Annotated in this window: 8 protein-coding genes and 2 tRNA genes; 8 read left to right on the top strand and 2 right to left on the bottom strand. The window is 30.1% G+C overall.

Going from position 1 to position 13,288, the window contains the following annotated elements; translation table 11 throughout:
* Positions 1–46 precede the first annotated feature (46 nt).
* The 6 genes from SR62_RS02370 to abc-f are packed head-to-tail and all read left to right on the top strand — an operon-like array spanning position 47 to position 7,652.
* Complete coding sequence (locus tag SR62_RS02370) at positions 47–1,717, top strand: 30S ribosomal protein S1 (protein WP_002891956.1); 1,671 nt, start codon at positions 47–49, stop codon at positions 1,715–1,717.
* Positions 1,717–2,205: a hypothetical protein gene (locus SR62_RS02365; RefSeq protein WP_002856886.1), complete on the top strand. Its 489-nt coding sequence runs from the start codon at positions 1,717–1,719 to the stop codon at positions 2,203–2,205. The genes SR62_RS02370 and SR62_RS02365 overlap by 1 nt, the downstream gene beginning before the upstream one ends.
* The gene (gene serA, locus SR62_RS02360; RefSeq protein WP_002891958.1) at positions 2,202–3,785 is read left to right on the top strand and encodes a phosphoglycerate dehydrogenase; all 1,584 of its coding nucleotides are present in this window, start codon (positions 2,202–2,204) and stop codon (positions 3,783–3,785) included. Before SR62_RS02365 ends, serA begins: the two co-directional genes overlap by 4 nt.
* Positions 3,772–4,434, top strand: a complete 663-nt coding sequence (locus SR62_RS02355; protein ID WP_002865921.1) for a response regulator transcription factor — start codon at positions 3,772–3,774, stop codon at positions 4,432–4,434. Before serA ends, SR62_RS02355 begins: the two co-directional genes overlap by 14 nt.
* Positions 4,428–5,717, top strand: coding sequence for a sensor histidine kinase (locus SR62_RS02350; RefSeq protein WP_070306585.1), 1,290 nt, complete (start codon positions 4,428–4,430; stop codon positions 5,715–5,717). Before SR62_RS02355 ends, SR62_RS02350 begins: the two co-directional genes overlap by 7 nt.
* 3 nt (positions 5,718–5,720) lie before the next feature.
* Positions 5,721–7,652 (top strand): ribosomal protection-like ABC-F family protein, encoded by a 1,932-nt coding sequence (gene abc-f, locus SR62_RS02345; RefSeq protein WP_147502250.1) that lies wholly within the window; start codon positions 5,721–5,723, stop codon positions 7,650–7,652.
* A 29-nt stretch (positions 7,653–7,681) separates the two neighbouring features.
* Here abc-f and SR62_RS02340 read toward each other — a convergent pair.
* A tRNA-Gly gene (locus tag SR62_RS02340) sits at positions 7,682–7,756 on the bottom strand.
* 10 nt (positions 7,757–7,766) lie between these two features.
* Positions 7,767–7,853: transfer RNA gene (locus tag SR62_RS02335), tRNA-Leu, on the bottom strand.
* Positions 7,854–8,033: 180 nt separating this feature from the next.
* Here SR62_RS02335 and flgL point away from each other — a divergent pair.
* Positions 8,034–10,286, top strand: a complete 2,253-nt coding sequence (gene flgL, locus SR62_RS02330; protein WP_002856750.1) for a flagellar hook-associated protein FlgL — start codon at positions 8,034–8,036, stop codon at positions 10,284–10,286.
* 109 nt (positions 10,287–10,395) lie between these two features.
* Positions 10,396–13,236 (top strand): DNA translocase FtsK, encoded by a 2,841-nt coding sequence (locus SR62_RS02325; protein ID WP_147502249.1) that lies wholly within the window; start codon positions 10,396–10,398, stop codon positions 13,234–13,236.
* Positions 13,237–13,288 lie beyond the last annotated feature (52 nt).

Raw genomic sequence — 13,288 nt, 5'->3', positions numbered from 1 at the left:
TAAGGTAAAATCAATCAATTTCTAAAAATTATTTTAAAGGACCATAATGAGCGAGGTGAACAAAAAAGTTCAAGGCGGCGTAGATGATTATCTTGAGGAAGAAGATTTTGGACAGCTTTTAGAAGCTTTCGATAAATCAAGAGAAGAGGCTACAACAGAGGGTGTGATTGTAGAGATCAAAAATGATGAAGTTTATGTAGATATAGGTAAAAAATCTGAAGGTATTTTAGCTCTTAGCGAAATACAAGATGATAATTCTAAGCTATTATTTAATGTAGGCGATAGTATTAAAGTTGCTGTTATGGGTTCTCGTGGTGGCAGATCTTTACTTTCTCATAAAAAAGCTTTGAGAAAAGAAAAAGTTATTGAATTTATTAAAAACTATCAAGAAAATCAAGATGATATTTTTACCGTAAAAGTAGTTGGAAAAAATAAAGGCGGATTGATAGTTGTTGATGAAAATGATGTTGAATTTTTCTTACCAAAATCTCAATATGGCTTCAAAGAAACAAATAATATTATAGGTAAAACATTTAAAGTTAAAATTATTAAAATCGACAAAGATGAGCAAAGTATCATTGTTTCTCGTAAAAAAACTTTAGATGATGAGAGAAGAAAACGCAAAGAATTGATCAATAATGTAGCGCAACAAGAAGATTTAATTGAAGGTATTGTAAAAAAAATTACCACTTATGGTATGTTTGTAGATGTAGGAGGTGTTGATGGTCTTGTTCATTACAGCGAAATTTCTTACAAAGGACCTGTAAATCCTGGAACACTTTATAAAGAGGGCGATAAAGTTCCAGTTAAAGTTATAAAGTATGATAAAGAACGTAAACATTTATCCTTATCTATAAAAGCGGCTTTACCTGATCCATGGAGCGAGATAAAAGATACTCTTGATGTAGGTGATACCATTAAAGTAATAGTATCAAATATAGAACCTTATGGTGCTTTTGTAGATTTAGGAAATGATATAGAAGGATTTTTACATATCAGTGAAATTTCTTGGGATAAAAATATTAAAAATCCAAAAGATTATATCAACAAAGGTCAAGAAATTGATGTTGAAGTAATTGAAATCAATCCAAATGAAAGACGCTTAAGAGTATCTTTAAGAAATTTACTTTCTAGACCTTTTGATGAATTTATGAAATCTTACAAAATTACAGATGTGGTTGAAGGAGAAATTACCTCAGTAACTTCTTTTGGTGCATTTGTTAAACTTGGTGGTATTGAAGGTTTATTGCATAATGAAGATGCTTCTTGGGATAGAAACGATAAATGCAAAGACAAATTCTCTCAAGGGGATAAAATCAAGGTAAAAATTATCAAAATAGACGAAGAAAACCAAAAAATATCATTAAGCACAAAAGAATTAAGCAGCTCTCCAGTTCAAGAATATGCCAAAATTCATAAAGTCGGCGATATTGTAAAAGGCACTATCCGTGATATTAAAGATTTTGGTGTTTTTGTAGAGCTAAGTAAAAATGTTGATGCTTTAATTCATAAAGAAGATATAAGCACTTCTATGCTTGAAAATTTAAAAATTGGCGACGATATTGAAGCTGCTATAGTTTTTATTGATGAAAAGAAAAATAGAATTCGCCTAAGTGTTAAAAATCTTGTTAGAATGAAAGAAAGAGAAGTTCTTAATGAAATCAATAATGATGATAAAGTGACTTTAGGTGATATCATTAAAGATCAGCTAGCTTAATGAAAAAATACATTACAATAAGCATTTTGAGTATTTTATTACTCATTTTGCTTGCTGTTGTTTTTACATTGCTTTGGCAATTTAAAGCTAATGTAAATTTCATTCCACAATTTGCTAAAGATACAAATACACAGCCAAGCATTCAAACCCAAAATCAAGATCTTTCATGGCAAGAAGAATTAGCAAAATGGCCTACAAGAGATTTTACCCCAGCAGCAGAAAAATTTACCTTATATTTTGATGCGGATACTAGCGAGCTTAAGGAGAAAAATAAATATTATCAACTTATAGTTGGAAAATATGATATTTATTCTATGTTTTGCTTAAGACAGACTTTAAATTCTTTTAATGTGAAGTATTTTCTTCTTAAATCAGGTGATAGTCCAGAAATCTTTTTGGATACAGGTAATGAAAAACTTATAGATGATATTATCAAAGAATTAAAAAAATATAAAATAAATACAGAAGTAAAGGAAATTTGGTTATGAAAAAAAAGATTATAGTATGTGATGCTATTTTGGATAAAGGTGTCGATATTCTAAGAAAAGCTGAAGATATTGAGCTTATAGAAGCTGCAAAAGTTCCAAAAGATGAACTTATGCAAATGCTAAGCGATGTTGAAGTTGCTATTACTAGAAGTTCTACAGATGTAGATGTAAATTTCTTAAATCATGCCAAAAAATTAAAAGCGCTTGTGCGTGCTGGGGTGGGCGTAGATAATGTTGATATTCCAGAGTGTTCTAAAAGAGGAGTGATTGTGATGAATGTCCCAACTGCAAATACCATTGCCGCAGTTGAACTAACAATGGCACATCTTTTAACATCAGCTAGAAGCTTTGTCAATGCTCATAATTTTTTAAAAATTGAAAGAAAATGGGAAAGAGAAAAATGGTATGGCATTGAATTGATGAACAAAACGCTAGGGGTTATAGGTTTTGGAAATATAGGTTCAAGAGTAGCTATCCGCGCTAAAGCATTTGGTATGAAAATTTTAGCCTATGATCCGTATATTTCTGCTTCTAAGATTACAGATTTAGATATGGAGCAAGCAAAAAATTTAGATGAAATTTTAGAAAAAAGTGATTTTATTACCATTCACACACCAAAAACCAAAGAAACCAATGGTATGATAGGAAAGCAAGAAATTGCAAAAATGAAAGATGGAATAAGATTAATAAATTGTGCTCGTGGAGGATTGTATACAGAAGAGGCTTTATATGAAGGTTTAAAAAGTGGTAAAATAGCTTGGCTTGGTATAGATGTGTTCGATAAAGAACCCGCGACTAATCATCCTCTTTTAGACTTTGAAAATATTTCAGTTACTTCTCACCTAGGAGCAAATACTTTAGAAAGTCAAGACAATATCGCAAGAGAAGCTTGTGAGCAAGCATTAAGCGCAGCACGAGGCGTGGCTTATCCTAATGCCTTAAATTTACCAATTAAAACTGAAGATTTGCCACCTTTTGTAGCTCCTTATATAGAACTTGTTTCTAAAATGGCTTTTTTAGCTGTTCAAATTGATAAAAATCCGATAAAAAGTATTAAATTAGAGGCTGAAGGAATTATTGGCGAGTATGCAAATTCTATGCTAACCTTTGCAGCTGTTGGTGCTTTAGGTGGAATTTTAGGAGAGAAAATTAATTATGTTAATGCAGAATTTGTAGCCAAAGAAAAAGGAGTTGAGTTATCTTGCGAAACTCTTCCAAATAGTGGTTATAATAATAAACTTAGCGTTAAAATTATCACCGAAAATTCAAATATCAGTGTTTCAGGAACAGTATTTAATGAAAATGAACAACGCATAGTTGGATTAAATGGCTTTAAAACTGATTTTAAGCCAAAGGGAAAAATGATTATTTTCAAAAACAAAGACATACCAGGAGTTATAGCTAAAATCAGTTCCGTTTTGGCAGCTAAAAATATCAACATAGCTGATTTTAGGCTTGGTAGAGATGGTTTTGGGTATGCTTTGGCTGTTGTTTTGATTGATGAAAAAGTTCAAAAAGAAGTATTAGATGAACTAAAACAATTAGAGGCGTGTGTATTTGTCCAATATGTTGAAATTTAAAATTTTAATTATAGAAGATGATATAGATTTAAACGAACTGCTTGTTTTAAAGTTGAAATCTAGTGGTTATGAAGTTATATCTTTAGTGGATTTTTTTGGAGTTGAAGATTTGCTCGATAATGAGCAAATCGATCTTTTAATAGTCGATAGAAATTTGCCCAGTGGAGATTCTTTAGAAAAAATTCAAGATTTAAGAGAGCAAGGATATAAAGAAGCAGTTATTTTTCTTACGGCCAAGGCTTTACATCAAGATTTACTCGAAGGCTTTGAAAGTGGTTGTGATGATTATGTTTGTAAACCTTTTGATTTTAATGAGCTTTTGCTTCGCATTAAAGCAATTTTAAAACGCCATAAGAAAGAAGAAGAAAAGCTATCTTTTGGTGATTTTATTTTAGATTTGGCTAATTATGAATTCTTTTACAAAAATCAAAAATTAGAAATCTCAAATCTTGACTATGAGCTTTTAAAATGTTTTTTTGAAAATCCAAATACCTTGCTTACTAGACAATTTTTAAGCGAAAGTGTTTGGAAAGATGATACTACAAGTGATAAAACGATCAATATAGCTCTAACAAGACTTAGAAATAAATTTCCAAAACTAAAAGATCATATTATAAGTGTTAGGGGTGTTGGCTATAAATTATGCTAAAAACTAAAAATATTTTTATAGTTTTTTTTGTTGTATTGGCTTTGATTTTTGGGTTTATTTTTTATACTTTTACTAATTCTTATCTTAATTTCTTGCTTATAAAACAATATGAACAAAAAATCAAAAGCCTTGATGATGTTTTAAAATTTTCTCTCTTAGAGCATTTAAATGATGCTAATATCAAGGATTTTGCTAAAGATACTAGGGCTGATTTTATTATCCTAAACAATGATATGAAAATAAGTTCTGTAAAAAATCCTGATTTTTTTTCTAATCTTAAAGAAGGAGAAATTTTAAATTTCAATTCAAAAAAAATTCTTACTAAAAGCTTTATTTACAAAGGATATAAATATATTATTATTGTTTATCCTCGTTTTTTAGATTTAGAACTTTTTTGGACAAAAATAGCAATCGGTTTTGGAGTATGCTTGCTGTTTGTTTTTATTTTAATGTTGTTGCTAGGTAGAAAAATAGAGAAAAATTTTAACAAAATTTTGGATTTTTTGGATTCTATAGGGGATCATAAAGTTGTTATATTAGAAAAAGGAATGTTTAAAGAATTTAATTTACTAAATGAGAAACTTTTAAAAACTAAGGATAAAATTCTAAAGAATACCCAAAAAAATAAAAAACAAAGCGATAAAATTACTTTAAAAAATACTCAGCTTGCTAGTGTGATTTCTGCTATTTCTCATGAGCTTAAAAATCCATTAAGCGTGATTGATCTTAGTTTAGAAATGTTAAAAGATGAGAAATTGGAAGATAAAAAATTAAAAAAGGAATTGCTAGAAAAAATTTCGCGTCAAAGCATTAAGCTTAATGCTTTGACCCATAAGCTTAATTTTGTTTTTAATCTTAATAGTGAAGCCTTGCAAATGCAAGAATTTGATCTTTTTTTTCTATGTGAAAAAATCACTAAAAACCCAGGCTTTGAAAGAGTTGTATTGCAAGGTAAAAGCACGAAAGTTAAGGCTGATGAATTTTTAATCGAGCAAGTGATTATAAATTTGCTTTCTAATGCTTTAAAATATAGTCAAAAAGAAGTCATTTTAACAGCAAGAGATCAAAAGATAATAGTGCAAGATTTTGGAAAAGGCATAGAAGAAGATAAAATAAAATTGATTACAAAAAAATTTTATAAAATTGATGTAAAAAGTGATAATTCTTTTGGTTTAGGACTTTTTTTAGTAAAGAAAATTTTAAATATACATAAAAGTTATCTTGAAATTTCTAGCACTTTAGGCTATGGTTCTAGTTTTAGCTTTAAACTCAGTCAAGGATAAAAAATGGCTCTTATAGATTTAATCGAAGCTTCAAAAAAATTTGGAGACAAAATAGTTTTAAATGAAGCAAATTTTAGTGCAAACGAGGGAGAAAAGATTGCTATTATAGGCAAAAATGGAGAAGGAAAATCTACTTTTTTAAAAACGCTTTTAGGCACACTTCCTTTAGATAGCGGTAGAGTAATAAGACAAAATGGAAAAAGCATAGCCATGCTTTCACAAACCGTTGATTTTAATGCAAATTTAAGTGTAAAAGAAGCTATCAAGCAAGAGCTTGCAGAAATTTACAATGCCTTAGAAGAATATGAAATACTGCATAAAAAATTAGAAGAAGATCCTAGTAATAAAGATTATCTTAAAAAAATAGATATACTTATGACTTTGATTGATAGTAAAGATGCTTGGAATATAGAATCTAAAATAATACGCGTTTTAAAAGAATTTAGTTTGCTTGAGTATGAAAATCGCATTATATCTACTTTAAGTGGTGGAGAGATACGCCGTGTTGGGCTTTGCATACTTTTACTAAAAAATCCTGATATTTTATTGCTTGATGAACCAACTAATCATTTAGATGTATATATGACAAGCTTTTTGGAAGAATTGCTAAAAAATTCAAAGATGTGTGTGATTTTTATTTCCCATGATAGATATTTTATTGACGCTATAGCACACAAGTGTGTAGAAGTAGAGCAGGGTAAACTTAGTATTTTTAAAGGCGGATATGCAAACTATTTAGAGAAAAAAACACAAATTTTACAAAGCCTTGCTAAGAGCCATGAAACTCTTTTAAAGCAATTAAAAAGCGAAGAAGAATGGCTTAGAAGAGGGGTTAAAGCAAGACTTAAAAGAAATGAAGGACGAAAAGAACGTATTTTCAAAATGCGTGAAGAAGCGAAAAAAAATCCCGGAGCAATTAAACGTTTAAAACTTGAAATTTCAAGAGCGGCTTTAAATTTTAATGGAGAAAAAACGATCAATCGTAAAAAAATGCTTTTTGAGCTTAAAAATATAAGCAAAAATATAAACGATAAAAATCTTTTTAAAGATTTTTCAACGCGTATTTTACAAGGTGAACGCATAGCTATCGTAGGAAGAAATGGTTGTGGGAAATCAACATTGTTAAAAATTCTTCTAGGGCAAATAAAACAAGATAGCGGCGAAATAAAACGCGGAGAGCTTAAGATAGGATATTTTGATCAGGCTAGAAGCTTGGTAAATTCTGATAAAAGCTTGCTTGAAATTTTTTGTCCCAATGGTGGAGATAGGGTTGAAGTTCGTGGTAAAAATATGCATGTTTATGGATATTTGAAAAATTTTCTATTTCCTAAGGAATTTTTAGATAAAAGCGTGGCTCTTTTAAGTGGCGGAGAGAAAAATCGCGTTGCTTTAGCCTTGCTTTTTACTAAAGAATATGATGTTTTGATTTTAGATGAGCCAACTAATGATCTTGATATAGCTACGATTAATATATTAGAAGAATATTTACTCAGTTTTGAAGGGGCTATTTTGCTAGTATCGCACGATAGATACTTTGTTGATAAAATCGCAACAAAACTTTATGCTTTTGAGGGAAATGGATATATAAATATTTTACACACTCTTTACACTGAATATCTTGAAAATGAAAAAGAAATTGAAGAATTGGATAATTTTGCTTTAGAGCTTCAAACTCAAGAGCAAAATAATAACCAAAAAGAAAAAAGCTCTAAAAAATTAAGCTACAAAGAAAATGAGATATTAAAAAACTATCCTGAAAAAATAGATTTTTTAGAGCAAAAGATAGCTAAATTAAATCAAGATTTATCCGATCCAAATGTATATCAAGAAATAGGTATTAACAAGCTTTATCAAGAACTTGAAGTAATGCAAAAAGAACTTGAAATTCTAGAAAATGAGTATTTTTTAGTATTAGAGAAAAGCGAGAATTTATAATTAAAAAGATTTTATATTTTTTTACTCTATGGAGCGGGAAACGAGATTCGAACTCGCGACCCCAACCTTGGCAAGGTTGTGCTCTACCCCTGAGCTATTCCCGCAAAAAATAAGTGGTGCCCGAGGTCGGACTCGAACCGACACAAGGTTGCCCTTACCAGATTTTGAGTCTGGCGCGTCTACCAGTTTCACCACTCGGGCTCATTTTTAAGATTTAAAGCTAAAATTATACTTTTTTAGGCTAAAAAATACTTTAAAAATAAAAAGTATTTTCAAAAAGACGATATAAAATTATATAATTTAAATTTTTGGAACAGTTATTGCTTTTGTTTATTAGCAATATTTGAAAAGATTTTAACTTTAATACTTTAGAGGAAAAAAATGAGAATTACAAATAAACTTAACTTCACAAATAGTGTGAATAATTCTATGGGCGGTCAAAGCGCTTTATATCAGATATCTCAACAACTTGCTTCAGGTTTAAAAATTCAAAATTCATATGAAGATGCAAGCACTTATATAGATAATACGCGTCTTGAATATGAAATTAAAACATTAGAGCAAGTAAAAGAATCAACTAGTAGAGCTCAAGAAATGACTCAAAATAGCATGAAAGCTTTACAAGACATGGTTAAACTTCTTGAAGATTTTAAAGTTAAAGTAACTCAAGCTGCAAGCGATAGCAATTCTCAAACCTCAAGAGAGGCTATAGCAAAAGAACTAGAACGCATAAAAGAAAGTATAGTTCAGCTTGCAAATACCAGTGTTAATGGTCAGTATCTTTTTGCAGGTTCTCAAGTTGCAAACAAACCTTTTGATTCTAACGGAAATTATTATGGAGATAAAAATAATATTAATGTAGTAACTGGAGCTGGAACTGAAAGCCCGTACAATATACCAGGCTGGGATTTATTTTTTAAAGCGGATGGAGATTATAAAAAACAAATAAGCACCAATGTTAGTTTTACAGATAATCGTTGGGATCTTACTCAAAATCCTGATAAAACTAAATATCTCACAGGAGATTCTAAATGGCAACAGCTTATCGGACAAGGTTATGTAAAAGATAATAGCTTAGATGCTGACAAAGACTTCGAATATGATGATAGTAAACTAGATTTTCCTCCAACAACTCTTTATGTTCAAGGAACCAAGCCTGATGGAACAAGTTTTAAAAGTGCTGTACTCGTCAAACCCGAAGATACTTTAGAAGATGTAATGGAAAATATTGGAGCTCTTTATGGTAATACTCCAAATAATAAAGTAGTAGAAGTAAGTATGAATGATAGTGGTCAAATTCAAATTACAGATCTAAAGCAAGGTAATAATAAACTCGATTTTCATGCTGTAGCTTTCACACCACAAGCTGATACCAAAGATGAACTTAAAAATATTATTGAAGCTGCTAATCAAGAGGGTATTTCAATGAATGAAGTTACAAATAGGGTTATGCAAGCTGCTACGGCTGCTCCTAGTAATGGAGATATAACAAAATTAAACAACCCTGTAACTGTAACAATCAACAATCAACAATTCACAATCGATTTAAAACAAACTGATTTTATCAAAAGTAAAATGACAGATACAGATGGAAATGCTGCTAATGGAGCTGATTACGATAATGTGTATTTTGAAAAAAATGGCAATACTGTTTATGGTAATGTTTCTCAAGTTATCAAAGGAAGCAATGCTTATGCCACTGATTCAACCAAACTTAGCGAGGTAATGGCAGGAGATAGCCTAAATGGTACTACTTTAAATTTAAAAGTCAATTCCAAAGGTGGAAATTCTTACGATGTTACTATAAATTTACAAACTTCAACTGTAAGCTATCTTGATCCTAATAATCCAGGTCAAACCATAAGCTTTCCTATTATGCATACTAATCCTGCAACTGGAAATAGTGGGGTTGTTACAGGATCAAATGATATTACTTATGGTCAAATTAATGATATTATAGGTATGTTTGCTGCAGATAAAATTCCTACAACAACCATACAAGCCAATAATGGTCAAATTAATAATGCAGATTATACCCAAATACAACAACTCATGAAAGATTCACAAGCTACTGTTGATGTAAGTATGGATTATAAAGGTCGTATTAGTGTTACTGATAAACTTTCTTCAGGCACTAATATAGAAATTTCTCTTAGTGATTCTCAAAGTGGCCAATTTCCAGCACCTCCTTTTACCACAACTTCTACTGTACAAAATGGTCCAAATTTTAGTTTTAGCGCGAATAATTCTTTAACTATAGATGAGCCAAATGTGGATATTATTAAAGATTTAGATTCAATGATTGATGCTGTTTTAAAAGGCAATATGAGAGCAGACTCCGAAAGTGAAAACCCTAGAAATACAGGTATGCAAGGAGCTTTAGAAAGACTTGATCATTTAGCAGATCATGTTAACAAGCTTAATACAACTATGGGAGCATATCATAATACTATCGAAGGTGTTAATACACGCACATCCTTTTTAAGCGTTAATGTCCAAAGTATAAAATCAAATGTGATTGATGTAGATTATGGTGAGGCAATGATGAATTTAATGCAAGTTCAACTTGCATATCAAGCTTCTCTTAAAGCTAGCACAACAATTTCTCAACTTAGCTTATTAAATTATATGTAAAATTTTTTATGGTATAATTTGGCTTTGATTTTATTTTCAAGGAAAGAATATTAAAAAAGAAGCCATTTTTACCAGCTCCACGCTTGTTATTTTTTATCTTTGTCTTTGTATGCTAGCACCTGGCATGGGAGAATGGGTTTACAAGGCTAATTTATTTTTATTTGGAGAATTTGGGTATTATTATCCATTTTCTTTGCTTATATTAAATTATCTCTACTATAAAAAAAAATATAAAATAGAAAATTTTAAGCGTAGGGAGCTTTTTGGTTTTTCTTTGGCCTTTTTTTCTACCTTGCTTTTATTTTCTGTCTTTTATAGAGAGTTTGGGTATATTTTAGAAATTGTATATGGATTTTTTTCTATAATCTTAGGGCGTACAGGGAGTGGAATTTTTGCTCTTTTGCTTTTGCTATTTTCTTTGGTTTTATTGTTTCCAAAATTTGCAAAAGAAATTTTAAAAATAGAATTAGATTTTACTTATTTATTAAAAGTAGAGCAAGCTTTTAAATCTTTACTTATGCGTGTATTTGGTGGAGAAAACGAGAAAGAAGATGTAGGTAAATCAGAACCTATAGCTCCAAAATTAAATATTTTGCAAGATAGTATTTATGGAAATTTACAAATAAACAAAAAAGGGGAAACCAATAATTTAGGACAGATAATTAAAGATAGCAATATCAATGCAAGTAAAAATTCAATTACCACGGCCAAGGAAAATTTTGAAAAACTAAAAAATCAAATTTTAGATGAAACCATAGAGATTGATAAACAAAGTTTAAAAGAATCAAGAAGTTTTGTTCATGAGCATTCTCAACAAGTGCGAAATTTCGCACAAAAGGCTAGTAAAATGAGCATTAGTCTTGATGAAGATTTTAATTTTATTTCAGAAGAAGAGGTAGATATGATTCCTGAACGTTTTTTAAAACCTAAAAAACTTGAAGATATAAAGCAAATAGATACAAATAAAAATTTAGATGAGCCAAGTTATAAACGTAAAAATATTGAAATTCCAGTTTCTAATCAAGAAGTTAAACCAAAAATTTTTACAAAAGAGCTTGAACTTAGAGAGAATTTGATAAAAAAAGAAAAACTAGAACAAGAATACAAAGCCTATCAAAATGAAATTTTAGAAAATAAAGTAAAACAAGAAATTAAAAAATTAGAAGAATATGATGCGATAAATTCAAGCGATATTATAGAAGGGAATAAATATAGTTTTAATAGCCCAAAAACAATTAAAACAGAAACAGAAGAATCAGACAAAATAAATGAAAATAAAAATCTAGATAAAGCAGACAATATCTTTGAATTTGCTCCCATTGTAGAAGAGTTAAATCATCCTTATATAGAACCTACTCCTATAAAAAATATAAATGAAATAGTTATAGAAGAAAAAAATACACTCGATTTTATCCAAAATACAGAAACTAAAATCGATAATGAAAAAACAAATGATCAAGAAATTAAACTTCAAAAAGCAGTTTTAGCCAAAGAAATTGCTATTAACCAAGCTTTATTGCGTGAAATAGAGCAGGGCGAAGTAGAAAAACCAAAAGATTTCACCTTGCCGCCATTAGATTTTTTAGCTAATCCAAAAGAACACAAACAAGAAATCAATGAAAGTGAAATAGATAAAAAAATTTATAATCTTCTTGAAAAATTGCGTCGTTTTAAAATAGGCGGCGATGTTATAAGCACTTATGTTGGTCCTGTGGTAACTACTTTTGAATTTCGTCCTAGTGCAGATGTGAAAGTAAGTCGTATTTTAAATTTACAAGATGATTTAACTATGGCTTTAATGGCAAAATCAATCCGTATTCAAGCTCCAATACCAGGAAAAGATGTTGTAGGTATAGAAGTTCCAAATGATGAAATTCAAACCATTTATTTAAGAGAAATTTTACAAAGTGAAGTTTTTAAAAACGCTAAAAGTCCTTTAACCATAGCTTTAGGTAAAGATATAGTAGGCAATGCTTTTGTAACCGATCTTAAAAAACTTCCGCATTTACTCATCGCAGGAACGACAGGTAGTGGTAAAAGTGTGGGGATAAATTCTATGCTTTTAAGTCTTTTATATCGCAACTCTCCAAAAACCTTGCGTTTGATGATGATAGATCCTAAGATGCTTGAATTTAGCATTTATAATGACATTCCTCATCTTTTAACTCCTGTTATCACAGATCCAAAAAAAGCAGTCAATGCACTTTCAAATATGGTAGCTGAAATGGAAAGACGCTATCGCTTAATGGCTGATGCAAAAACCAAAAATATAGAAAATTACAATGAAAAAATGAAAGAATTAGGCGGAGAAGAACTTCCTTTTATTGTAGTAATTATCGATGAACTTGCTGATTTGATGATGACTGCGGGTAAAGATGTAGAATTTTATATAGGAAGACTTGCGCAAATGGCAAGAGCAAGTGGAATCCACTTGATTGTAGCTACACAACGACCTTCTGTTGATGTTGTAACAGGACTAATTAAAGCGAATTTGCCAAGTAGAATTTCTTATAAAGTAGGGCAAAAAATTGACTCTAAAGTTATTTTAGATGCTATGGGTGCTGAAAGTTTACTTGGAAGAGGGGATTGTTTATTTACTCCTCCTGGAACAAGCTCTATAGTGCGTTTGCATGCGCCTTTTGCAAGCGAATTTGAAATAGAAAAAATCGTGGATTTTCTAAAGGATCAACAAAGCGTAGAATATGATGAAAGCTTTTTAAAGGATCAACAAAGCGTAGGTGTTACAACAAATGAAAGCTTTGATGGGGAAGTAGATGAGCTTTATGAAGAAGCTAAAAGAGTAATCTTAGAAGATGGAAAAACAAGCATTTCTTATTTGCAACGCCGTTTAAAAATCGGCTATAACCGCTCTGCAAATATTATTGAACAACTTACGCAAAATGGAGTTTTAAGTGAACCTGATGCCAAAGGACAAAGGGAAATTTTATAAGATTTTCTTTTTATTTTAATATAAAAACTAATTACAAAAGAAGAAATTTATA

The sequence above is a fragment of the Campylobacter sp. 2014D-0258 genome (assembly GCF_008000495.1).
GTDB classification, from domain to species: domain Bacteria; phylum Campylobacterota; class Campylobacteria; order Campylobacterales; family Campylobacteraceae; genus Campylobacter_D; species Campylobacter_D jejuni.
Note: the sequence above shows the minus strand (reverse complement) of the source record. Positions and strands in the feature narration are given on the sequence as shown.